General features: G+C 37.6%; 25 protein-coding genes and 1 other annotated feature. Of the genes, 16 read left to right on the forward strand and 9 right to left on the reverse strand.

The window, feature by feature from the left end:
* Positions 1-41 precede the first annotated feature (41 nt).
* From BN985_RS15740 to BN985_RS19255, 3 genes are all read left to right on the forward strand, one after another.
* Positions 42-803 carry a prolyl oligopeptidase family serine peptidase gene (locus BN985_RS15740; RefSeq protein ID WP_042224615.1) on the forward strand — a complete coding sequence of 254 codons (762 nt, stop codon included), beginning with the start codon at positions 42-44 and terminating at the stop codon, positions 801-803.
* A 176-nt stretch (positions 804-979) separates the two neighbouring features.
* A complete protein-coding gene (locus tag BN985_RS15745) occupies positions 980-1,291 on the forward strand; it encodes a metal-sulfur cluster assembly factor (protein ID WP_036573941.1) in 312 nt (103 codons plus the stop codon).
* Positions 1,292-1,408: 117 nt separating this feature from the next.
* Entirely contained in the window at positions 1,409-1,567 is a 159-nt protein-coding gene (locus tag BN985_RS19255; protein ID WP_176463544.1) for a hypothetical protein, read from the forward strand.
* 47 nt (positions 1,568-1,614) lie between these two features.
* Here the strand turns inward: BN985_RS19255 and BN985_RS15750 are convergent, their stop codons facing one another.
* Positions 1,615-2,427 (reverse strand): undecaprenyl-diphosphate phosphatase, encoded by an 813-nt coding sequence (locus BN985_RS15750; RefSeq protein ID WP_042224617.1) that lies wholly within the window; start codon positions 2,425-2,427, stop codon positions 1,615-1,617.
* A gap of 103 nt (positions 2,428-2,530) precedes the next feature.
* On the opposite strand from BN985_RS15750, the gene BN985_RS15755 reads away from it, so the two are divergent.
* The gene (locus BN985_RS15755; RefSeq protein ID WP_042224619.1) at positions 2,531-2,884 is read left to right on the forward strand and encodes a hypothetical protein; all 354 of its coding nucleotides are present in this window, start codon (positions 2,531-2,533) and stop codon (positions 2,882-2,884) included.
* Positions 2,885-2,950: 66 nt separating this feature from the next.
* On the opposite strand, the gene BN985_RS15760 is transcribed toward BN985_RS15755, so the two are convergent.
* A complete protein-coding gene (locus tag BN985_RS15760) occupies positions 2,951-3,136 on the reverse strand; it encodes a YjzD family protein (protein ID WP_042224620.1) in 186 nt (61 codons plus the stop codon).
* A gap of 116 nt (positions 3,137-3,252) precedes the next feature.
* On the opposite strand from BN985_RS15760, the gene BN985_RS15765 reads away from it, so the two are divergent.
* From BN985_RS15765 to BN985_RS15790, 6 genes are all read left to right on the forward strand, one after another.
* The gene (locus tag BN985_RS15765) at positions 3,253-3,882 is read left to right on the forward strand and encodes a hypothetical protein (protein ID WP_042224621.1); all 630 of its coding nucleotides are present in this window, start codon (positions 3,253-3,255) and stop codon (positions 3,880-3,882) included.
* 79 nt (positions 3,883-3,961) lie between these two features.
* A complete protein-coding gene (locus tag BN985_RS15770; RefSeq protein WP_042224623.1) occupies positions 3,962-4,921 on the forward strand; it encodes a BMP family ABC transporter substrate-binding protein in 960 nt (319 codons plus the stop codon).
* 195 nt (positions 4,922-5,116) lie between these two features.
* Entirely contained in the window at positions 5,117-6,055 is a 939-nt protein-coding gene (locus BN985_RS15775; protein ID WP_042224626.1) for a beta-ketoacyl-ACP synthase III, read from the forward strand.
* 46 nt (positions 6,056-6,101) lie between these two features.
* Positions 6,102-7,340, forward strand: coding sequence for a beta-ketoacyl-ACP synthase II (gene fabF, locus BN985_RS15780; RefSeq protein ID WP_042224627.1), 1,239 nt, complete (start codon positions 6,102-6,104; stop codon positions 7,338-7,340).
* A 220-nt stretch (positions 7,341-7,560) separates the two neighbouring features.
* Positions 7,561-7,767 (forward strand): hypothetical protein, encoded by a 207-nt coding sequence (locus BN985_RS15785; protein ID WP_042224629.1) that lies wholly within the window; start codon positions 7,561-7,563, stop codon positions 7,765-7,767.
* A gap of 79 nt (positions 7,768-7,846) precedes the next feature.
* Positions 7,847-8,608, forward strand: coding sequence for a YjbA family protein (locus BN985_RS15790; RefSeq protein ID WP_042224631.1), 762 nt, complete (start codon positions 7,847-7,849; stop codon positions 8,606-8,608).
* 175 nt (positions 8,609-8,783) lie between these two features.
* On the opposite strand, the gene trpS is transcribed toward BN985_RS15790, so the two are convergent.
* From trpS to BN985_RS15805, 3 genes are all read right to left on the reverse strand, one after another.
* The gene (gene trpS / locus BN985_RS15795) at positions 8,784-9,776 is read right to left on the reverse strand and encodes a tryptophan--tRNA ligase (protein ID WP_042224633.1); all 993 of its coding nucleotides are present in this window, start codon (positions 9,774-9,776) and stop codon (positions 8,784-8,786) included.
* A gap of 53 nt (positions 9,777-9,829) precedes the next feature.
* Positions 9,830-10,008: a binding site (T-box leader), on the reverse strand.
* 683 nt (positions 10,009-10,691) lie between these two features.
* On the reverse strand, positions 10,692-11,597 hold the full coding sequence (locus tag BN985_RS15800; RefSeq protein WP_042224635.1) for a nuclease-related domain-containing protein: 906 nt from the start codon (positions 11,595-11,597) through the stop codon (positions 10,692-10,694).
* A 344-nt stretch (positions 11,598-11,941) separates the two neighbouring features.
* Entirely contained in the window at positions 11,942-13,030 is a 1,089-nt protein-coding gene (locus tag BN985_RS15805; protein ID WP_042224637.1) for an SDR family oxidoreductase, read from the reverse strand.
* A 525-nt stretch (positions 13,031-13,555) separates the two neighbouring features.
* Between BN985_RS15805 and BN985_RS15810 the strand changes: the two genes are divergently transcribed.
* Entirely contained in the window at positions 13,556-14,761 is a 1,206-nt protein-coding gene (locus BN985_RS15810) for a putative glycoside hydrolase (RefSeq protein WP_042224639.1), read from the forward strand.
* A 158-nt stretch (positions 14,762-14,919) separates the two neighbouring features.
* Positions 14,920-15,513, forward strand: coding sequence for a GNAT family N-acetyltransferase (locus BN985_RS15815; RefSeq protein ID WP_042224641.1), 594 nt, complete (start codon positions 14,920-14,922; stop codon positions 15,511-15,513).
* Positions 15,514-15,630: 117 nt separating this feature from the next.
* Here BN985_RS15815 and BN985_RS15820 read toward each other — a convergent pair whose 3' ends face one another.
* A complete protein-coding gene (locus BN985_RS15820; protein WP_042224642.1) occupies positions 15,631-17,001 on the reverse strand; it encodes an ammonium transporter in 1,371 nt (456 codons plus the stop codon).
* Between the two features lie 26 nt (positions 17,002-17,027).
* On the reverse strand, positions 17,028-17,369 hold the full coding sequence (locus tag BN985_RS15825) for a P-II family nitrogen regulator (protein WP_042224643.1): 342 nt from the start codon (positions 17,367-17,369) through the stop codon (positions 17,028-17,030).
* Between the two features lie 393 nt (positions 17,370-17,762).
* On the opposite strand from BN985_RS15825, the gene spxA reads away from it, so the two are divergent.
* The 4 genes from spxA (at position 17,763) to pepF (ending at position 22,495) form a co-directional block, all read left to right on the forward strand.
* The gene (spxA, locus tag BN985_RS15830) at positions 17,763-18,158 is read left to right on the forward strand and encodes a transcriptional regulator SpxA (protein ID WP_042224644.1); all 396 of its coding nucleotides are present in this window, start codon (positions 17,763-17,765) and stop codon (positions 18,156-18,158) included.
* Positions 18,159-18,521: 363 nt separating this feature from the next.
* Entirely contained in the window at positions 18,522-19,226 is a 705-nt protein-coding gene (gene mecA / locus BN985_RS15835; protein ID WP_042224645.1) for an adaptor protein MecA, read from the forward strand.
* A gap of 134 nt (positions 19,227-19,360) precedes the next feature.
* Complete coding sequence (locus BN985_RS15840; protein ID WP_176463543.1) at positions 19,361-20,536, forward strand: competence protein CoiA; 1,176 nt, start codon at positions 19,361-19,363, stop codon at positions 20,534-20,536.
* Positions 20,537-20,680: 144 nt separating this feature from the next.
* Positions 20,681-22,495, forward strand: a complete 1,815-nt coding sequence (gene pepF / locus BN985_RS15845; RefSeq protein ID WP_042224647.1) for an oligoendopeptidase F — start codon at positions 20,681-20,683, stop codon at positions 22,493-22,495.
* Between the two features lie 817 nt (positions 22,496-23,312).
* Here pepF and BN985_RS15850 read toward each other — a convergent pair.
* Together BN985_RS15850 and BN985_RS15855 are read right to left on the reverse strand one after the other, a co-directional pair.
* A complete protein-coding gene (locus BN985_RS15850) occupies positions 23,313-24,209 on the reverse strand; it encodes a ClpXP adapter SpxH family protein (RefSeq protein WP_042224649.1) in 897 nt (298 codons plus the stop codon).
* A gap of 17 nt (positions 24,210-24,226) precedes the next feature.
* Complete coding sequence (locus BN985_RS15855; protein WP_042224651.1) at positions 24,227-24,607, reverse strand: globin domain-containing protein; 381 nt, start codon at positions 24,605-24,607, stop codon at positions 24,227-24,229.
* Positions 24,608-24,632 lie beyond the last annotated feature (25 nt).

Genomic DNA, 24,632 nt, shown 5'->3' on the forward strand with positions numbered 1-24,632 from the left:
GTAGAATAAAATTATAAAACACAGTAAGGAGACATGGAACGATGATCGGTATTATTGAAGATAAGCTTAATGATATACCTTCCCTAATTATAGCAGACACAGCAAAAGAAACGGAAGCATTGCCAACGGCCGTCTTTTTTCATGGTTTCACAAGCGCAAAAGAGCACAACCTTCCTATAGCTTATATGCTTGCGGAAAAGGGGTTTCGAGTCATTCTTCCTGACAGCATGCACCATGGTAGTCGTGAGCAAGGAATTAACTCCATGGCTAGAATGGTATCTTTTTGGGATATTGTAATGGAAAACGTAAAGGAACTGGGCATGATAAAAAAAAGCTTAGATGAAAGAAATCTTATTTTAGACGGGCGAATCGGCGTTGCGGGTACAAGTATGGGTGGAATTACGACATCAGCTGCGTTAACACAGTATCCATGGATTAAAACTGCGGCTATCCTTATGGGATCACCAAAGCTGGGTATTTTCGCCAAAAGCCTAATTGAAGGATTAAAGAAAAAGGGTGATCTTCCTGTTACGGACGAGACCATTAATCAGCTTTATCACCAGCTGAATCATTTCGATTTATCCCTTCAACCAGAAAAACTAAAACAACGGCCGTTATTCTTTTGGCATGGTGTGAACGATCCTGCAGTACCGTTTGACCATTCCTATTCTTTTTATCAAGATGCAAAAAAACTTTATGAGAATCAGGACAATGTCCATTTTGTACGAGAAGAGAACCGTGGGCACAAAGTAAGTCGTTACGCCACTTTAGAAGCAGTCGAATGGCTACATAAACATATTTAATTGTCTTATACCTTACTACATAGTATAAAGGATTGGGGTCATACCGACGTTGACCCAGGACGGGTCGTTTTTAGTCGGTGTTCCTTAGCATCGGGTGCTCTATGCTTTTCTTTATGATTTAAAAAATGGTGAAAATATGTTTAAATGTAGATAGAAAGTGATAAGGAGGTAAGGGTATGGATGAAGCGTTAAAAGAAAACATGATGGGTGCCTTGGAAAATGTTATTGACCCTGAGTTAGGCATCGACATTGTTAATCTTGGATTGATATATGATGTAGAACTTAATGAAGAAGGACTAGCTACCGTAACAATGACACTTACAGCAATGGGTTGTCCTCTTGCCGGACATATCGAGCAGGATGTGCGTGCGGCATTATCCGACATTCCAGAAGTGAAAGACATTAATGTCAATATTGTATGGAACCCACCTTGGGGCAAAGAAAGAATGTCCCGCTATGCTAAAATTGCATTGGGAATCCCTGATTGATTGACGAACAATACCCCATAAAAAGTAGCTACTAAGGCTGCCTTTTTATGGGGTGTTTTTAATAGTAGTCAAATTTGTGGGCATACTACACTTATAACGCTTCTGGGAGGTTATAGTATGTCTGAAGAAAATAAAAACAAAAATAAAGACAAGGGCAGACAGCGAAATGCTCTTAAATACGATACAACACCGAAAAAAGAACGTGATGATGTCGAGATCTCGGAAGACACAGAATTTCTGAATCTTAATGGCAAAAGAAATAAAAGAAAACGCTAAAAAAACCTGCACATTCTCATGAATAGAGAGTGTGCAGGTTTTATGTTTTAAATAAACAATATAACCAAAATACCTACTATGAAGCAATAGAAAGCAAAGTATTTTAAATTACCTTTTGCCATAATATTGATAAACCACTTCAATGCATAGAAAGAAGCAACAATGGAAGCCATAAAAGCGATTAGATATGGTATTGCCATTGCATCAAAGTCAGGGTCATTGATGATTTTTGTGAAGGACATCATTGTAATCCCTAAGCTTACTGGAATATATAGCAAGAAAGAAAAGCGAAGTGCTGTTTCCTGCTTCATTCCTACAAGCATTGCTGCTACAATCGTTGCACCAGATCGGCTGATTCCTGGAACTAGTGCTACAGCTTGGGCAAACCCTACGATAAGCGCATCTTTAACCCGTATATCACCATCATTTTTTCGTCCTCGCAGATTACGAATAACCCATAAAGCAGCACCTGTAAGGAGTAAAGTATAACCTACAACGATTGGCTTACTAAGCGTTTCGCTAATGATATCTTCAAACAATAACCCAAGGATACCTGTTGGAATCGTTGCAATGATAAGAAAGAGGATAAACTGGAAGTCACCTTTTGCCTTTTCTTCTCGTTTGGTTATGTAAATAACACCATTCTTTATAAGTCGAATTATATCGTGCCGAAAAATTAAAAGAACAGCAATGAGTGAACCAAAGTTGACAAGTATCTCAAAGGATAATCCTTTAATTTCAAGGTTAAATAAATTTTTTAAAATAACGATGTGCCCACTAGATGAAATGGGAATTGGTTCCGTAAACCCTTGAAATAAACCCAATATAAAATATTTAATTAACGTCCATAGTTCTGTCATGTTTTTCATTTCCTCCTTAAAAATACGTTTTACTAAATTAAATTACTCCTAGTCACATACCTAGACGCTTGTGAATAGTCTAGGGTGTGAGGAGGTTGTTAAAATGAATCATAATCAAAACCATATATACGACTTATGTAAAAAACATATGCATGCTTATGTGTTAGCCGAAATGGTAGATGGTACAAATGTAGATGGAATTATTACCGGTCTTGATGACGAGTATGTATATTTTGCAGTACCGCTGGATTCCAATGACCAACAACAAATGCCTGCCTATCAACACCATGAATCGTCGGATGACTACCGCCAGTTTGGCTATGGATACGGCGGTTATCCTGGATATGGGTATGGTCCAGGATTTGGATACGGGTATGGATATGGACGGCCACGTTTTAGAAGACTTGTACTACCACTTGCAGCCCTAACGGCGTTAAGTATTCTTCCGTGGTATTAAACAAAATTGTAAACAACAAAACCCTTGCCCATTTTGCATGAGGCAAGGGTCTCTCTTTCCAAATCATTAGTGACTGTTGCTTTTATCTACCTTTAATACAACTTCACCAAATAGAAAAACAAATACTGACAAAATAGCACCAAACACAAGTGTCCCCGTTAAATCAAATTGTCCGCCACCCATGCTGGAAAGAACATAGGAGAGAGCTGCACTAATTAAGAAAGCCCAAATAATTGTCCATATGTAACGCATTATTTACACCTCGTTTTTTAAAAAGCATATTTCGTACATTTTATATATATTTTATCAAAATCATGAATAAATGAAAAGCTATTTCTTATAAATAGCTACCTTGAGGAGGTTATCGTATGACGTATTTAGTGTATCCGAGTAATCATTGGATAGGATACCACATGGTCGAGCATCTATTAGAACTCGGTTATGAGGTCCATGGCAAAGAAATTGAGCAAGAATCTAATGAGCTTACCTTATTCTTTGGTAGAAACAGTAACTATAGTTCTTATAATCTTGACACAAAATATAAAGCTGCATATATATTTGCTGATTATGATGCCAAGCTGTTTTCCAACACGCTACATACCTATGTCCTGAATGAAAATTGCCAGCAAGTAACGGAAAGGAATCATACTGCCATTCACGTCCCAATGTTATTTGGTGAATGGATGCCAATGAATAAAGAAGGTATGTACTGGTCTGGCACGTATATTCGATTTGACTCGTCTCTTTTCCAAAAAGAAGCAATATATATTAAAGATTTCATCAAAGAGCTTGTAAAATGGAAAAACAAAGTAATAGCAGATCGGGATGAACTATACATCCTATCCTACCGATCTGCACAGACCAAAAAGTTTAAACTTGAAAATTCGGTCTATCTTCGGGACAATATACCTATAGAGGAAAAATTGCAAAAAGTATTACAGCATTATAAGCAAAATAAGTTGCACTATGATAATATATCCAACCTTAACCGGCAATAAGACTCCCTCTATAAAATTTCACAACGAGAGATATTAAAATACAACTAATAATAACTTTAAACGGGATAGGAGTACACCTATGAATAAAGGCCTTTTATACAGACTTTTACTAGTAATAGGACTTATTTTCGTCTTAACCGGCTGTGGCTCGAATGAAAAAAATGTTCAAAATGTCGGAATGCTTCTGGATGGTTCGATAAATGATCAGGTTTGGGGGAGCAAAGGGTATGCAGGTTTGTTGGAAATTGGAAATACCTATAAGGTAGATGTCTTTTATAAAGAAAATATAAAAGAGGAACAAGAGATTATGAATGCTGTAGAGGAGTTTGTTCAAGATGGTGTAAATCTGATATTTGGCCATAGTAGTATTTACGGTAAATATTTCGTGGATATTGCGGGGAGCTACCCCAATGTACATTTTGTTTATTTCAACGGTGGCTATACTAGCAATAATGTAACAAGTCTTAATTTCGATTCCCATTCTATGGGGTTTTTTGGTGGTATGCTAGCTGGAAGAATGACGACTAGTGACCATGTTGCAATAATTGCTGCACATGAATGGCAACCAGAAATTGAAGGGTTTTATGAGGGAGTAAAATATGAAAACCCTAGTGCTGAAATTAATATGAATTTTATTAATGATTGGAATGACACTGAAACAGCAGAAGAAATATATGATCAGATTACTCAAACAGGTGTTGATGTTGTCTATCCGACAGGAGACGCATTTAGTAAAGAGATTATAGAAAAGGCAGTTTCGGATGACTTATTTGCTATTGGGTATGTATCAGATCAATCTGGATTTGGTGGGGGACATGTCCTTACTAGTACGATACAGCACGTGGACAAGCTCTATAGGCTGGCAGCAGAATTATTTAATGAAGGAGAACTTAAGGGTACAATTCAAACCTATGATTTTCAAGATGACGTAATTACATTAGGGCCATATAGTTCAGCGGTTCCGGAAGATTACCAAGAATATTTAACTAAAGCGGTAGAAAGATACAAAGAAACAGAATTTCTACCTAATGAACAATAAGTTGGAATGCCCGTTAATTGTAACGTAGCACTTGTTTACTAACCTTCGCAATTATACACTACATAGCAAGCATTACCTGCGATATCATAAGGGCTTCTGGTTTCAACAAAACTTGCAAGAAGGTGAAAAATGCATTAAAATTAGTACCAAGTCATAAGAATTGATAATAAAACTACATTTTGAGGAGTTGTATATATGGGTGTTGGTGTATTAGGTATGGGTCAATATCTACCAACCAAAGTTGTAACAAATAAAGACATGGAGAAGTTGGTGGATACGACAGACGAATGGATTAAAACAAGAACTGGAATTGAAGAAAGACGATTTGCTGAAGATGATATTAATACATCAGACATGGCATACTTTGCCGCATTACAAGCATTGGAAAAAGCAAATGTGTCAGTAGATGAAATTGATTTAATTTTAACAGCAACTGTTACGCCTGATACTCCATTTCCATCGGTATCTTGTATGGTTCAAGAAAGACTAGGAGCGAAAAACGCTGCTGCGTTAGATGTTAGTGCAGCATGTAGTGGTTTCATGTATGGTATGATTACAGCTAAACAATTTATTGAAACAAACGCTTATAAAAAGATCCTTGTTATCGGTGCAGAGAAATTATCCAAAATTACGAATTGGGAAGATCGTAGCACCTGTGTGCTTCTCGGAGATGGCGCAGGGGCAGCGGTTATGGGAGAAGTTTCTGAAGGTAAGGGGATTCTTTCATTTGAATTAGGTTCTAATGGGGCAGGTGGAAAGGAACTTTACCAAAACGAACAAGATATGTTAGTGATGAACGGTAGAGAGGTCTACAAATTTGCAGTCCGCCAGATGCCTGAATCAACAGTAAATGTTATTGATAAAGCAGGACTTCAAAAAGAAGATGTAGATTACCTTATTCCCCATCAAGCTAATATTCGTATAATGGAAGCTGCACGAGAACGATTGGGAATTTCGGAAGATAAGATGGCTACGACCATTAAAAAATATGGAAATAATTCAGCTGCATCTATACCAATGGCTTTAGCAGAAGCGGCAAATGAGGGTAAGATAAAAGATGATGATATCGTTGTATTAGTAGGTTTCGGCGGTGGATTAACATGGGGCGCAGTTGCCATACGCTGGGGGAAATAGATAGATGATTAAAATTTAGTACGATTATGTTTAGGAGGGTAATTTCATGGAACAAAAAAGAGTAGTCATTACTGGTCTTGGTGCCATCACGCCATTGGGAAATAATGTAGACTCAATGTGGGAAAATATTGTTGCCGGAAACTCTGGAATTGATCTTGCTACAAAAGTAAATATAGATAATTTTCAGGCGAAGGTTGCGGCAGAGGTGAAAGATTTCGATCCAACAGCATACATGGATAAGAAGGATGCTCGAAAGATGGATCCATTCACCCAGTACGCAGTTGCGGCGTCTAAAATGGCTGTAGAAGATGCCAAACTAGAGATAAATGAAGACAATGCACACCGTGTAGGGGTTTGGATTGGTTCCGGAATCGGTGGTATGTCGACTTGGGAAGATCAGCACACAAAGTTTATGGAAAAAGGACCAAAACGTGTAAGTCCCTTTTTCGTGCCAATGATGATCCCAGACATGGCTGCGGGACAAGTTTCCATCCAGCTTGGAGCAAAAGGGATTAATTCTTGTAGTGTTACAGCATGTGCATCAGGCGCCAACTCAATTGGAGATGCATTTAAGGCTGTTCAGCGTGGTGATGTTGATTATATTATTGCTGGTGGTACAGAAGCACCTATCACCAATATGTCATTTGCTGGTTTCTCCTCTGCGAAAGCATTGTCATTAAATGATGATCCAAAAAAAGCAAGCCGTCCATTTGACAAAGAGCGCGATGGCTTTGTAATGGGAGAAGGTTCTGGAATTATGATTCTGGAATCACTTGAAACAGCTTTAGAACGTGGTGCGCATATCTATGGCGAAATCGTAGGATATGGAGCAACTGGAGATGCCTATCATATTACAGCGCCTGCTGAACACGGAGAAGGAGCAGCAAGAGCGATGCAAATGGCTCTGGACGATGCTGGTCTATCTCCAAATCAGGTAGATTATATAAATGCCCATGGTACAAGCACAGCTTTGAATGATAAATTCGAAACAGAGGCAATTAAAACAGTGCTTGGCGATCATGCAAATAACGTAGCGGTTTCTTCAACAAAATCGATGACAGGACATCTACTGGGTGCTGCAGGCGGGATTGAATCGGTAATCTCCATAAAATCCATCACGGACAGCATTGTCCCAGCAACCATTAATTACGAGAACCCAGATCCAGATTGTGACCTTGATTATGTGCCAAACGAAGCAAGGAAACAGAATGTGGATGTTGTAATGAGTAACTCATTAGGATTTGGTGGGCACAATGTTGCATTAGTATTTAAAAAATATCAATAAACTAAAAACTGACTGATTCTATCGGTCAGTTTTTTTGTTGGTTTTTACCACAAATGTGTACCATCTTAAGGTGTTTGGCATCGTGAAAGCTGAATCGGCCGAGAGAAAATTGAATCGACTGAGAACTAGATTTTTTACTCCATGCCACAAGTAAATATCATTGTTTTACGTGGACAAGCATATATATATGTAAAAGCTTGGACAAGTTGGTGGGGATGAGATGGGCTATATCTTTGTATTCTTAGTAGGTTTTGGGTTAGCCGTAAGTGGTGGCGTTACAATTATTGCATACTTGAATTTTTTACCAGCTGGGATTACATGGGTAGAGTATTTCATTTTTATAGCCGGCCGACTGGAGTGTTACTTTTTACCCTTAGGTCTAGTATTAATGGCTTTTGTTGTATATCGCTACCCAAATAACTCTTAATCTTTAACTAGTTTAGAATAAATTTCCTCATGATGGTCATAATGTATTCTAAGTTTAGTTTTAAAAGTGAGGGTTGTATATGTTGTATATGCACGATGTTTGGGTGAATTGGTTTGAAGGCGAAGAGAATGGCTATAATGTGTGTTATTTTCATGAATGGCGCAAGAGTGACGGAATTGAGCTACTTGACCAGGTGCCATTACTATACATAACAAAAGAACTATTTCACTATATTGAAAATGACATGCACGACCTGCCACGTCCTTTGTTAGATGCCGTATATAAAAGAGCATATGTGCGTAAAGGACAGGAGCGTAATGTCTTGGACTATGCTTGTATTGTTTCTGATGGTGCAGATATCTTGGTGTTTGATACCATTGGGTACGAAATTCCGATTCGCAAAAGTAGACTAATTCCAAGGCAGGAACAGCTCGTTTACGATATGATAAAGAATTCCAAGCCTCAATCTTATAAATTTGATTCAAAGGCATACCAAAAAGAATATCATATGCTTTCCATGTCCCCAGAACTTGTCTTTGGATTAACTAGAAAAGAACGGCAACTAAAGCATTTGTTAATGATGGGACTTGATCAGCTCAGGACGACAAATAATTTAGAAGAACTACGTTATTGGCTAACTGAATGGGACCCCAAAAAGTATCCGTATATTCGCTTTATGGGTGAAGATGAAGTGTGGGAAGCATTGTACACTGGCGTGAAAAAAGGCTGGAGCATTGCCCATGAAGATCTTTGTGGAAAGCTAATTAAAGGCCAACCTTTCCTAGAAAAGATTTGGGAAGTGGAGAATGGGCAAGAAGAGAACACTTCTAAGCAAAAATAATGGAGAATAACTCGGACTGAATCACTTGTGATTTAGTCTTTTTTTATTAAAATCAGTTCAAACTCTTCATCATATATTGCCATAAAAACACCCCCGAAAGTAGATTTATAACTCTAACTTTCGGGGGTGGCACCCATTGACGGTGCAGTTTAAATTATGGGCAAGTAGTGAGCCTTTATTTCTTCTTCACTCTTCCTAGACCCATTGCTTTTTTAGCTTTGGCAACCATTTTGTTAGCAGTGTAGGATGCTTTCTCAGCACCTTCATCTAAAATGGCGTCTAGTTCTTCTGATTGGAGCAATTCTTCATATCGCTCCTGGATTGGTTGAAGGAGGCCAACAACTGCATCAGCTACACCTTGTTTGAATTCCCCGTATCCTTTTCCATCATAAGCTTCTTCTAATTCTGGAATGCTTTTACCTGAACAAATAGCATAGATTGTTAGTAAATTTGAGACACCAGGCTTGTTTTCTTTATCAAATTTCACAATTCCTTCCGAATCTGTAACCGCACTTTTAATTTTCTTTTCTATTTTCTTTGGTGTGTCTAGCATAGAGATAAATCCTTTTTCATTCGTATCAGATTTACTCATTTTTTTTGTTGGCTCTTGTAGTGACATAATACGTGCCCCAACTTTTGGAATGCGAACCTCTGGAATAGTAAAGATATCGTTAAAACGATTGTTGAATCGTTGAGCCAGATTTCTTGTAAGCTCTAAATGCTGTTTTTGGTCATCGCCAACTGGTACGATATCTGTCTTGTAAAGTAAAATATCCGCTGCCATTAAAGAAGGGTAGGTGAGCAGCCCGGAAGAGACAGCCTCTTTCCCATCTGACTTATCCTTGAATTGTGTCATTCGCTCCAATTCTCCCATATAGCTTATGGATTGTAGCATCCACCCCAATTGAGTATGGGCAGGAACTTCAGACTGTACGAAAAGTGTAGCCTTTTCGTGGTCAATTCCCGAGGCTAGGTATAGTGCTGCTAGGGAACGTATATTGTTACGCAATGTTAAACGTTCCTGAGGTACGGTAATTGCATGCTCATCCACAATACAGAAATAACAGTGATGATCTTCTTGTAGTTGAACAAACTGTTGAATTGCCCCCAAATAATTACCTAAAGTTAATGTTCCGCTTGGCTGGATACCTGAAAAGATTGTTTGCATAATTTTATCTCCTTAAAAAAAAATTCATTAAAAAGAGCCCATTAATCCCTCTAAACAGGGACGAATGAACCGCGGTGCCACCCTTATTATTCTGCAATTTGTCACAGAATCACTTTAACTGTTAGTAAGCTCGAAAGTCCAATTCCAATATACCTTGATGCTTGTTTTCACCAACCACAAGCTCTCTATAAATCAGTGGGTAATTGTACTACGCCTTTGTCGTAGCTAATATTATACGTTTTTTAACATTATATATAGCTTTGGGGTTAAATGCAAGGGGGATGTAACCTAAAATCAATAGTTTTGGTTAAATATGAAAACTAAAAACTTTTCGAGAAGATGTACTTTAATAAAAGCAGTTAAAATGCACGTCATAAGTGGGATGACGTGCAAAAGAGAGAAGAGGAGGAGTCAAAATGCACGTCATAAGTGAGCTGACGTGCAAAAGGTGGAAGAGGAGCAGTCGAAATGCACGTCATAAGTGAGATGACGTGCAAAAAGTGGAAGAGGAGCAGTCGAAATGCACGTCATAAAGGAGATGACGTGCAAAAGAGAGAAGAGGAGCAGTTGAAATGCCCGTCATAAGGGGGATGACGTGCAAAATAGAGAAGAGGAGCAGTCGAAATGCACGTCATAAGTGAGATGACGTGCAAAAGAGAGAAGAGGAGCAGTCGAAATGCCCGTCATAAGGGGGATGACGTGCAAAAGGTGGAAGAGGAGCAGACAAAATGCCCGTCATAAGGGGGATGATGTGCAAAAGATGGAAGAGGAGCAGTCGAAATGCCCGTCGCAAGGTAGCTGACGTGCAAAAGGTGGAAGAGGAGCAGTCAAAATGCACGTCATAACCAGGGACGACCAAACATGCCAATGAACGGTAAGACGCATACATATAAACAACTATTCATTAGTCAAAATCTAAGTGTAGTAAGTCCATTGATTAACGCCTATAATCTTATAATTGCTTGCTAAAATTCTTCTGATCCTTTGTTTTAACTGCACTATCTGACACCAATCATGAATAACATTAGTAGTAAGTTTCTCGCTTGGAAATAGGGTATGAAATTCCTCAACGGATCTTAATACCGCTCTTGATACGGTTTCTTGAAAGCCGCACTTCTTGCATATACATTTTCCCTTCTCAACAATTACAGAGAATGAAAAACAACTCAAACAGGTAATACCTTTCTGTAACTGGGTATAATCGTAAGGTTCAATTTGTGTCTGCTTATATTCTTTCTGATCTAAAGAGACTAGTTGATCTGCGAGTTTCCTATGTTTCGCTGATAGCTTGGAATCTCCTTGATTTATTTTTTCCATGTAATGATAAATTTGTGTCTGGAAAATTATTGGTTTATCTAGAGGAGCCTGATATAAGGTGAATGCTGGATTAATAAAAACAACGGAGGCATCAATTTGAGGATTCGTCCCAAGTTTGAGGAGTAACTGACGTAACAAAGATTCACTTCGGCTTAACTGGTGGAGGGGGTTAACTACCTCTAAATGAGGTCTTTTAAATAACTTATCGGATTCGTAAACATAATTACCTTGATAATTTTTCACTTCGAAAAGATAAATTCTTTGTGGGGTTATGAGGAGAGAGTCAATTTGGAAGGTAGTATTATTAATTTCTAATAGCAAATCATTTAATACAAAACAGTCACATTTCAGTTGTGATATATAGGTATCAAATAACACTTCTCCTTCATAGCCTTTTTGTAAACTAATAAAATGCTGTTTTTCCTTGCTGGTCAGCTTCTTACGCTTGTTCAATAATCGAACAATCTTAAGTTCCATTGTTACTGTACGTAATTTGAGAATCATTGTTCACATCCTATTCTTTATAGTGATATAAAAGAAATTGTTCTTAGAAATCTAGTAAAAGGGTAGAGGAAGAAAAATAGAAAGTAATGGTTTATTCCAGAGGGCTTGCTAAAGTAAGGTTAGTTCGGTGGACTTAATAAATAAAGTGGTATGTTTACAAAAGATAAACTTATTTTCGTTCTTACTGAATATTTTAAATACTCCTACAAATAATTGCAAGTTTTGTTCTCAAGTAAACTCCCTATAACGATAATAGATTTTACTTTAAAAAATCTAACCACCTTATAGGGAGGGAGTATATTAATCCACAAAAGCATTCCAGCAAAAATTTCACTTGCTCAACATTATTTTTTTCGTCTGCCAGCAGAAAAAATTAATGCCCCAACCCCTGTGGCAATGAGAGATGTTAGAACGGGATGTTTGCTCGCTTTTACGTACAGACTGCTAGAGCGCATCCACCCATCGTTTGTTCCTCTTTCGTGTAGCCCATAGCCTGCATGATACAGGGCGCTTTCTTGACGAGGGTTTGATGGCCTGTTGTCATGCTGGGTCGGATAAAGAAAAACTTCCATGAATTTATCTGTAAACCTAGGGAAAAAAGATCCAAGGAGTGCAATGATTTTAGCTTGAGATCCAATATACATATCCCGCTTTTGATTTTCTGCAGCATAGAGAATAGCTTCTGCAACAGCTTCAGGAGGATAAACCATTTCTCTGTGGGCAGGCTGTTTATCAAGATAACTTCTAGCATGTTCATTATAAGGTGTATCGATTCTCCCTGGATGAATAAGTGTTACAGATACTGGTGCATTCTCTTTTTCTAATTCCATTCTTATGCTTTCCGTCCAACCATGAACAGCAAACTTGCTGGAAGCATAGCTTGATTGAATGACTGTTCCTCTGTCACCAAACAAACTACCGATATTTATAAGCGAGCCTGGGACACCTCTTTCTTTATAATGCCTCACAGCAACTCTTGTTCCGTACACGACACTCCAAAAGTTGGTGTCATACATACGTTTCATATCCTTAATCTCGACATCCATCGCATGGCCAAATATGGAGACACCAGCATTGTTGACCCATGTATCGAAACGTCCAAATTCGTTTATTGCTGCTTCAGCAATTCTGTTAATATCTTCTTCGTTTCCGACATCTGCTTTTACATAAATAGCAGAAGTGCCTTTTTCTCTAAGTTCTGTTACTAATTTAGAAAGTGCTTGTTCATTTCTAGCTGCTACGACAATTTTTGCGCCCTTTTCAGCTGCCATCCTGGCTGTAACGAGTCCTATGCCACTGGAGGCGCCAGTTATGACAATAACCTGCTCATCTAACCTTTTAAGTTTCAGATTTCTAAAAAGTTGAACCTTTTTTGAATCTAATTCACTAACAACCGTTTCTTTAGAAGAATCGGTGTGTTGTGTATATTCCATATTAATCCCTCCCGTTAACTATATACCCAGTTTATTATTGGTTGATCATTAGAAAACATACCACTATGATCAAACGAAAAAAATGGATCTTTTGCAACGAGAATCTGAATATCGTAAAAATGTTATTTTTGAAAAGATCTGTCTCTTGATATATGAAAATGCTGGCCTCGTTTATCCCGGAGCAACCGTCCGTAAGACTCCCACTTCAAAACATGAAGAGAAACAGTAGTTTTGAGTGGGGTTAACGGACGCTAACACCCCGATTCGTTCAACTAACAATCAGTGGGGGATATTGAAAACCCCCACTGATTGAAGTTTCACTTTATTAATGTTGGAGTTTAAAATTCAATGCTTCCCCTTGTTTCCTATATTTTCCTATTAGAAAACAAATTTAGAGGTTATTTTACCTTTTATTTAGGGTAATAGTTACCAACTGTCTTTTCGACAAATTCTAGTATAATCCTTCCAATTATAACGGGTAATCCTTTATACTAGAATTAAATAAAAGAATGGGAGATTGATAGGATGGGGAAAAAACTACTGACAATGACAGCAATGATGACGCTCCTACTGCCTAGTGTGCTCTCGATAGACACTGTAGCTGCAGAAGAAACGGTAAGCTCTCATCAGGAACGGCAAACGAGTATTAAACCTTTAGAGATTGAGAACATGAAGCGATTTACATATGATTCAGGCTACAATTTCGAATATCCGGATGCAGTACGTGGGCTTTATGTAACTGGTAATTCAGCTGGTGGAAGTCGATTTGAATCTTTATTAGAAATGATTGAAAGCACGGATCTCAATGCAATGGTCATTGATGTAAAAGAAGATAACGGAAATCTTACCTTCAAACCGGAAGAAGGTTCACCATATGAGGATATTGCCAAGAATTTTATCGATAATCCAGAAGAAATGATGCAAACGCTTGAGGAGAAAGGAATATACCCAATTGCGAGGGTAGTAGTATTTAAGGATTCTGTTCTAGCGAAAGAGCGACCAGACCTGTCTTTCCAGGAAAATGGAAAGGTTTGGGTGAATAATAAGGGAGAGGCCTTTGTAAGTCCTTTTCAAAAGGAAGTATGGGAATATAATTTAGGTATTGCCAAAATGGCTGCTGAAATGGGCTTTCAGGAGATTCAATTCGATTATGTTCGTTTCCCGGAAGGATTTGAACATCGAGATGAAGAACTAGAATACTCACTAGGTGATTACAAAGATGCAGACATGAACAACATCAAAAAACGTGTACAAGCTGTGACGGACTTTGTAGCCTATGCAAGAGAAGAAATGTCTTCCTATGATGTGGATGTATCCGTGGATATTTTCGGTTATGCGGCTACAATTGAAGAAACACCTGGTATAGGGCAAAATTTCTCTAAGATTTCGGATAACGTTGATGTTATATCTTCTATGATTTACCCAAGTCACTGGACTTCTTACTTCGGCATTGAAGTTCCTGATAAAGAACCGTACAAACTTGTTAAAGAGTATGCCAAGGTTGAAAATGAAGTGTTGGGTGCATTGGAAGAACCACCCGTATCGCGACCGTGGATCCAAGACTTTGAAGCACCATGGCTATACAGCGGTCCTACCAAGCAGTACGGTAAAGCAGAGGTTGAGGCTCAAATTAAGGCATTACATGAAAGTGGAATTAACGAATTTCTTTTATGGAATTCAGGTAATAGCTATACAGAAAACGTAGACTACAAAATTGGATATGAAGAATAAGGTGAAGCAGCTCTCTTCCTGATAGAGAGCTGCTTTTTAGTATGGCTTTAAAGATGAAGGACAAAATATAAGCAAACACACATTTTATGGTAACAATTTAACAAAAGCGTCATTATTCGTTATACTTATAAGGACTACTAAAAATAAGGAGTAGATCAATGAATTGGTATGAGAAGTTAAACAAGTATTTTCCAGTAGAAGAGATGAAGTCAAAAAAGCATATGGAGATGCTTTTAAAAGAAAAGGGGGATGTCTATTATAAAGACGAAAGCCCTAAGCATGTTTTAATGTATGCAGAGTTTGATTCGTTTCTCTTTATTGATTACTTATGGGTTTCTGCAGCAACACGTGGGCAAGGGATTGGCCATAAACTGATTGATAAGCTAAAGAAAAAAAACAAACCAATTATTTTAGAAGTGGAACCTGTAGATTACGAGGATACAGATACTGAAAAGCGTCTGCATTTTTATCATCGAGAAGGTTTTACCCATGCACAATCAATTGGATATAATCGTCGTTCTTTAGCCACCAACGAAGAAACACCAATGGAGATATTATTCTGGTCTCCAAACGATGAAACAGAAGAGGTTATTTTTGAACAAATGAAGAAAATGTATGAAGACATTCATACGTATAAAGATAAAGAAATCTACGGACGCGCATATCAACCGGTCGATGAAGTACTAAGCTATGACGAAGACAATACTCGAGATGATATTTTAGAGGGTTTGGGAACAACTGAAAAGGCGTAAACCTAATTTTTAAAGATATAAATAACAGAAGTAGTTAAAAGGCGAGCGTGATTCGAATTTATATTCGAATGATCGCTCGCGCCTTTGTGTATGCTCTAAAGTATTTTTCTCTTTTTACTATGATGATTTTTTTTCCGTTCGCCCCACTGATAGATTGTTTAGTCGATCCGCCAATCCGAGACCATTTTTCAATGGCAAAGCCTCGTCTGTAAGTAATGTTTCTTTTAATTCGTACGCATTTGAACCGTGCTCAGCAAAATCAAGGCCTGCCACTTCTTCTTCCTCTGATACCCGAATCGAGGAGAAGCGGGTTATTATAAAGGATACTGCTCCAACAGATAACATTGTCCAGGCTATAACGGCAAGTACCCCTATTAATTGAATCCCTACTTGGGAGAAGCCATTACCGTAAAACAGTCCAGTTGAAGTAGAGAATAGTCCTACTGCAAGAGTTCCCCAGATACCGCAAATTCCGTGTACTGTAATGGCGCCAACTGGGTCGTCAACACGCAATTTGGTATCTAGTAAATGTATTCCTTCTACCAGTAAAACACCGGAAATTAGTCCAACAAGTATGGATCCTGCAAGTGAAATTTCTGCAGCACCTGCTGTAATGCCTACAAGTCCTGCCAGTACGCCATTTAATGATAGGGATGCATCCACACGCTTGAAACGGAATTTCGTATAGGCAGCACTAGCAACTAATGCAGCAGATGTGGAAAGGAGAGTGGTGCCAATAACCATTGGCACTAATGTTGGATCTGCAGCGAGTGTACTCCCGCCGTTAAATCCGAACCATCCAAGCCAAAGGATAAATACACCCAAAGCTCCTAATGGAATATTGTGACCTGGAATAACATTTACTTTCTTACCTGTATATTTTCCAAGGCGTGGCCCAAGGAACAACACCACCGTTAATGCCCCAACAGCCCCAGTTAGATGAACAACTGTGGATCCTGCAAAATCGCTGAATCCAAGGTTCGTTAACCAGCCATCACCCTGCCAAATCCAATGTCCGACCACGGGATAGATAACACTTGTCATTGCAAGTACTAATAAAATATAGCTTCCGAGCTTTATACGTTCTGCGACAGCTCCTGATATGATGGTTGCACTTGTCGCAACAAACATTGCCTGGAATACAAAGAATCCAATGTCATCCACACCGCTTAATAGAAAGCCATCAGTGCCGATTATGGATCCTGCAGACGTGCCAAACATTAGTCCATATCCTACCACAAAGAATAAAATGGATGCAAGACTTATAGTTAAGAAGTTTTTCATTAAAATATTCAATGAGTTTTTTGCCCTTGTGAAACCAGATTCCACCATTGCAAAACCTGCATGCATAAAAAACACTAAAAATGCAGCGATCATAACCCAAACAAGGTCAACGGAAAGTTGTAAAGATTCATTAGTTGGTGCAGCGTAGACTGGTGATGCGATCAAGAATAAGATTGGTGACAATAAAAGACTTTTCTTTAACATGATTCATCCTCCTTTTAGAAATAAAACTAAATAACTGCTTCGTTACCACGTTCTCCAGTCCGTATACGAATTACCTCTTCAACTGGAGAAACAAAGATTTTACCATCACCAATGTTACCTGTGCTGCAGTTTGCAAGGATAATGGATACAATCTCATCAAGCTGATTATCTTCTACAATCATTTCCACCTTGATTTTTGGAAGTAATTGAATTTGGAAGGTGGTCCCCCTAAAGACACCCGTCTGCCCTTTTTGCTTTCCGGTTCCTGCAGCTTCTGTAACAGTTAAACCGCCAATTCCAATAGAAGATAGTGCTTTACGTAATGGTTGAAACTTTTCAGGGCGGATAATCGTTTCGATTTTTTTCATTTTCAAACACATCCTTCTTTTGATGTTAGGAAACCTAACATGATTAGTTATGTTAATTATCATAAAAGGAAGAGAGTTAAATTGCAAGACTTTTTCGTAAATTATTTTGAGAATTTTAAAGTAATCGGTTACATATTTAGTGAGCGAATTGAGAATTTTTTATGTAAATGGTTTAATTAAAAATGTTTTGGGGTACCTTACAAGTAACGAATTAAAAAACATTTCTTGAACAATTTATGAAAAAACCCTAATTTCTCGTATACCCTCTACCTTTCGCTTGACAAATGTAGTATAATTTACATAAAGGGTTTAATTAAACTTATTTTAATTTAATAAGTTGTTCAATGTTATGAATGAATTCAACCCATATTAGAATGAGGAGTGAAGTTTTATATGGTAACACTTTATACCTCACCAAGTTGTACATCTTGCAGAAAAGCAAAAGCATGTTTAGAAGAACATGATATCCCGTTTACGGAGCGTAATATATTTTCCGAGCCATTATCATTGGACGAAATCAAGGAAATATTACGCATGACGGAAGATGGAACTGATGAGATCATATCAACACGGTCAAAAGTCTTTCAAAAATTGGACGTTAATATTGATCAATTACCAATGAAGGATTTGTTTAATCTAATTCAGAAGAACCCAGGATTATTGAGAAGACCGATAATCTTAGATGAAAAACGTCTGCAAGTAGGGTATAATGAAGATGAAATTCGTAGGTTCTTACCTAGAACAGTGCGTACATTCCAGTTACGTGAAGCACAACGAATGGTTAACTAATACTAAAATAAAAATGAATAGTAAAAACGCGGTTCATGTAAATGATTCCGCGTTTTTCATTGTGTATTGGAGTTATTTGAAAACGTTATACAATTGTCAAAAAATGCATCGTGACAAATAAGGATTAATAGTTTAAAATATGTTACTAACTATTTATAATAAATAGGCATATTAATTTCCAAATTAGCATGTAGTATCATACAATAGCAGTAGGAATTAATCCTACCGTATAAGGGATATGTTAATTAGCTAATGGTTAGAGACAGGCTATATTGGGTAATAGAAATACAAGGTTCAATTATATAGATTAAGGTGAAGCGATCTCTTCCACCTAAACTATGCTAAGAAGGGAGAGAACTATCCATGGAAATAGAAAGAATTAATGAGAATACGGTGAAATTTTATATTTCTTATATGGACATTGAAGACCGTGGTTTTGAGAGAGAAGAAATTTGGTATAATCGTGAGCGTAGTGAGCAGCTTTTTTGGCAGATGATGGATGAGGTAAATTATAAAGAAGGTTTCAATGTGGAAGGTCCCTTATGGATACAAGTTCAAGCATTGGAAAAAGGCCTAGAGATTATCGTAACTAATGCGAATATGTCTAAAAACGGTGAAAATGTTCAGCTTTCTGAGGAAAGTGGAACTGGTAGTTTTCCAGTTAATAAAAATATTGAAAACATGCTTGAAGAAAAGTTTGGAAAAACAGAAGAATTAGGCGACAACTCAACAGAAGAAGAGGGCGATGAGGAGTTAGAAGCCGCCAATCTTTGGATCATTGTTAAATTCAAAGATTTTGAGGATGTTATACAGTTAAGTCATTACTTTGAGAACTTTGAAGGCAGTGCGGAAGAAACGCTATATCACTTTGATAATGCTTATTATTTATATCTTGAATTCTCACAAGACTTACTAGATGAGAATGCACAGGAGGATATTATCAGTCAGGTATTTGAATTTGGTAAAGACTCTGAGCTAACGATTCATTTACTTGAAGAATATGGGAAAATTATTTTTGAAGAAAATACGTTCTCTCAAATACGTGAATATTTTCCAGTGATAGCATAGACACTCTTAAACGGAGTGTCTTTTTGTTTACGTAAAAAACTCCTTCCATATTCCTCTTCCTTACTAATGTTGTTAAAATAATTTCTTAAATGGGAGGAATTGTTGATGCATTGTCGAATAGAGGTGGAGAGGAGGTGATTAATCGAATGCTTCAGGCTAAAACAAGTGAAGGAGAGTTTATTACACTTGCCAACATGATGCCTGCTGAAATTAAAAAACTTAAAATGGGTAAAGAAACTTTTACTTGTCCAGTTTGTGGCGGTAAGGTGATAATGAAAGCAGGTACGAAAGTGATACCGCATTTTGCCCATCACCACGTTTCTTCCTGTGCAGCCTCTGAAGGTGGTGAAGGTGTCTATCATGAAAAAGGGAAGCTTCTATTGTATGAATGGTTACTCTCGCAGCAACTAAGTGTGAGTTTAGAAGCCTATCTACCAGAAATTCAGCAGCGCCCAGATATTTTATTAATGATTGGCAGTAAAACAATCGCTATTGAATACCAGTGTGCTCGAATTTCGCCAAGTATAATATATGAGCGAAATAAAGGGTATGAAAAAGCAGGAATTACTCCGATCTGGATTATGGGAGAGCAGCTCTTGAAAAGAAAGTCGAGTCAACTTTTTAAAATGGATTCTTTTTTACAGTTATTTATTCACCAATTTTCTTCTGGGTTTCCCCCAATAATTTACTTCTTTTGTCCACACACCCACCAATTTTTAAAGATAATGGACCTCTATAGTATAGGTAACGGCTTTGTTCATGGCTTGCTGCAAATTCGCAAGCTTCAAGACATTGATTTCTTAGAGTGTTTTCGGTTTGGCTACCTACAGACAAGCGATTTATGGAAGTTATGGCGAAAAGAAAAATTGCGTTTTAGATTAAAACCGATTAGGCAGTTCGGTTCTGATCACAGATGGAATAAATGGCTCTATGAAAAAGGTTTACACAGAGATCGTCTTCCCTCTATCATACACATGCCAATATCATCACAGCACTTTTTAAAACAACCACTTTGGCAGTGGCAAGGTAAGCTTGTAATAGAGGCACTGGCACCTTTTCCAATAGGCGGAACCCTTTCTCTTACCAGGATAACTTCATTGCTACGTTCCCCCCATCCTCAAATTAACTTTCCTCTCATTAAGCATTTCAATAACCCCTTTGAAGAATATATGCTGCTCCTTTGTCGGCTCGGTTATTTTCAAGAAATCTATCCAAAACAATATCAAAAAATTAGTCCTATATCCTTTTATTCCTCATTAGAAGAAGCTATCAAGGCCGATAATGAATTAGTTTTACAGTTCATAAGATAAATTTGGTAAAATAATTTCGAGACACTAAGCAAAATACGAGCATTTTTCCGTTTCAATTCGATATACTAAACATAGTGGGGTTATAATAGGAAGCTCCTCTATTTAGTTGTATAACTAGTTAGAGAGATAAAAGGAGGAATATTAGTGGCAAAATCGACAAAAGAATTACCTAAACGTAATGAAGTCCCAGTGAACTTAACATGGAAACTCGAAGATATTTTCGAAACAGATCAGGCATGGGATGAAGAGTTAGCAAAACTACAAAAGGATATTCCACAAATAGCAGAATACCAAGGTAAATTATCTGATTCTGCTGACAGTTTGTATAACATGTTACAGTTACAGGATAAATTATCTCAACGTCTTGGTAAACTTTATACATATGCGCATATGCGTTATGACGAAGACACTACCAATTCGTGGTATCAAGGATTAAATGCAAAAGCGGAAAATGTATTAACGCAAGCATCAAGTGAGATGAGTTTCATCGTACCAGAAATATTAGCTATGGAAGAAGGGAAGATTGAAACTTTCTTAGAAGAGAATCAAAATTTGCAAGCCTATAAGAAAACACTTGATGAAATTACAAGACAACGCCCTCATGTCTTAAGTCAAAAGGAAGAAGCATTGCTTGCTGAAGCCTCAGAACCAATGTCAAATGCTTCCCAAACCTTTGGCATGCTTAACAATGCAGATTTAACATTCCCTTTAATCAAGAATGAAGCAGGCGAAGAAGTGGAACTAACTCATGGTCGCTATATAAGTTTCCTTGAATCGAAGGATCGCCGTGTTCGAGAAGAAGCTTTTAAAGCCATGTATGGGAAATACGGAGAGTTTAAAAACACTTTTGCTTCCACATTAAGTGGTAATGTTAAAAAGGATAACTTTTATGCGAAAGTTCGTAATTATAAATCCGCACGGGAAGCAGCCTTGGACAATAATAATATTCCTGAACAGGTATATGATAACCTTGTGGAAGCTGTAAACGAGAAACTACCTTTATTACATCGCTATGCTGCACTTCGTAAAAAGGTAATGAAGCTAGATGAACTTCACATGTACGACCTGTTCACACCTCTTGTACAAGACGTCGATATGGAGTTTCCGTATGGAAAAGCGCAAAAAGTCGTGTTAGAGGGATTAGAGCCACTTGGCGAAGAATATCTAAATATTGTTAAAGAAGGCTATGAAAACCGCTGGATTGACGTGGAAGAAAATAAAGGGAAGCGCAGTGGAGCATACTCTTCAGGAGCTTATGGTACCAATCCATACATTCTGTTGAATTGGCAGGATAATGTGAACAATATGTTTACACTTGCACATGAGCTTGGTCACTCCGTGCATAGTTACCATACAAGAAAGAATCAACCTTATCGTTATGGAAACTATTCAATCTTTGTTGCAGAAGTAGCTTCAACTTGTAATGAAGCACTACTTAATGACTATCTATTAAAAACAACGGAGGACGAAAAGGAAAAGCTTTATCTGTTAAATCATTTTCTAGAAGGCTTCCGTGGTACTGTTTTCCGTCAAACGATGTTTGCAGAATTTGAACATGATATTCATGAACGGATGCAAAATGGAGAAGCATTAACAGCTGAAAGGTTAACAGAGCTTTATTATGATCTTAACAAGAAATACTTTGGAGATGGAGTCGTCTCGGATGAAGAGATAGGGCTTGAATGGGCACGTATCCCGCATTTCTATTACAATTATTATGTATATCAATACGCGACAGGCTATTCTGCTGCTACTGCACTTGCTAACAAAATTTTAGAAAAAGAAGAAGGAGCAGTAGATCGTTACCTTAACTTCTTAAAAGCGGGGAGCAGTGATTATCCTATCGAAGTCTTAAAACAAGCGGGAGTGGATATGACATCCAAACAGCCAATTTTAGACGCACTTGATGTATTTGAAGAGAAGCTGAATGAAATGGAACAACTCCTTTCACAGCAATAGAAAAGAATGAGAGCAGTTGGTCTGGAAAGCTAAACTGAGAACGTCCCGCCTAGGATCAACTTCAATATGTTGGATCCACTAGGATCGGATAGTTGTTATTCTAATTACACAACAAAACCGGATGGTCATAACCATCCGGTTTTTTATACCGAAGTAACCGTCCGTAAGTCTCACACTTCAAAACATGAAGAGAAACAGTAGTTTTGAGTGGGAGTAACCGGACGCTAACATGCCGATTTGTTCAACTAACGATCAATGGGGGAGATTAAAAACCCCCACTGATGGAAGGCTTCACTTTATCTCATTCCACGATAAACATTCTTGTGAGTAAACGAATGTACTGTTAAGTAGATACAAACAAATAGGATGGGCAAAGTAAGGTAAAGGGGGATTACGTTCATTAAACCAAGAATATTTAATATGAATGCGAACAGTGTTAGAATAAGGAAAAAAAGGGGAAATATGCCTTGCACAACAGATCCTCCTATCACACTTTTATTTTAGTTGCATATAATAATGCTTATGTTTTTGAACCGTAGTTTAGAAGTGTGACACTTCTGTGAAAATGTGAACATACTTATTGAAACCTTAAAAAAATCTTGTTATAGTTAATGTGTAAGATGAGAACAAACAAAACCCCTTTGTTTGAATCATGAAACTTTCTCCCATCCCCCTTTGTTTATTTATACAAAGAGAGAACATAGAGGATATACGCTGCCCCGTATATCCTCTATATTTATAAAATGGCCCATTTCTTGATTCTTGCACTTTAATTATCTAAGGATACAAAAAAATAAGCCTTTAAAAGGCTTAAGTCTTATCTATCTCCAATATATTTCCAAAAGTAACCATATTTAACCGGAATTCTTTCTACAATTTGCTTTAATTGTAACTTCTTCATTTCTTTCTCTGTTTGTGCTAAGCTCCAATCATAAACGACAGAAATTTCTTTGTTTCCCACAATATTATAATGTGCGAGAAAGTCTTCTAGTGGTGGTTTCTCAGAAGGAATTGGGTGAATTCTTAGAATCTCTTGCAATATGCGTACATAAATCTCATACGGATATAATCCAGATACTTTTATACCTTGTTCTTCTACCATTTGGTTAAAGAAAACAATTGTTGGAATGTAATCGACTTCCATTTCCTGAGTAAGTTTAAGATCACATTGAAATGCCTTTTTGGCAGAAGTCGAGTATAAGTCATTTTGGAATTCCACAGTATCTAAATTTGCCCTTTCTGCACATTTCATCAAAACTGATTCATCCGATATATTTTGCTTATTCAAAAATGCCTCTTCTTGCATGATACGAAGGAATTGTCTTCCGGCTTTTTTTCCTTGCAATTCAGCTGCTTTAATGGCAATGGAAGCCACCCAGGGTGAAGTAATCGGATTATCTATCCATAAATCACCGTCACAGCTCATTCCAGTCCGTTTTGCAGTCTTTTCCCATATATCTTTAAGTCGTCTCGGTTTATCAAATTGATCTCTATTTAAAGAATTGATATGGCCACTTACAATAGGACGAACTGTGAAAAAACGACCATATTCAATAGAAAGTTTTTTAATATAGGGCTCCAGTGCCCAACATTCTGGACACAGAGGGTCAACGAAAATATACATCTCTATAGGTTTTTGCAGAACATCAAAAAAGCTGTAATTTCCCGATGTGTTGGCATGTGTTGAGCTTAGCTCTGTTTGATTCCAGCTCACATCGATTCTCCTTTCTGTTATTCTGGTGTGTTCATCATATGGTTTGCAGTCATTGTTAATTTTTCATAAATTGCTGTACGATAGGGCTCCTCTATTTCTGCTTCTACTATTGCTTCAGCCATGCATTTCAACCAAGCATCTCGTCTTGTTGGTGTGATTTTAAAGGGTAAGTGCCTTCTTCTTAGCATAGGGTGCCCACGTTCTTCCAAATATAATGAAGGTCCACCAAAAAACTGGGTTAGAAATAGCGTCTGTTTTCTTGCTGTTTCGGTTAGATCTTCTGGGAATATAGGAATAAGTTCCGTGTTTAGAGCTACCCGTTTATAAAAAGCATTGACGAGTCGTTCAACCGTTTCATAACCACCGATTGCCTCATATATTGTTCCAAACTCTCTCATCATAAATTCCCCTCGTTATTATAAA

The sequence above is a fragment of the Oceanobacillus manasiensis genome, assembly GCF_000724085.1.
GTDB lineage: Bacteria > Bacillota > Bacilli > Bacillales > Amphibacillaceae > Oceanobacillus_B > Oceanobacillus_B manasiensis.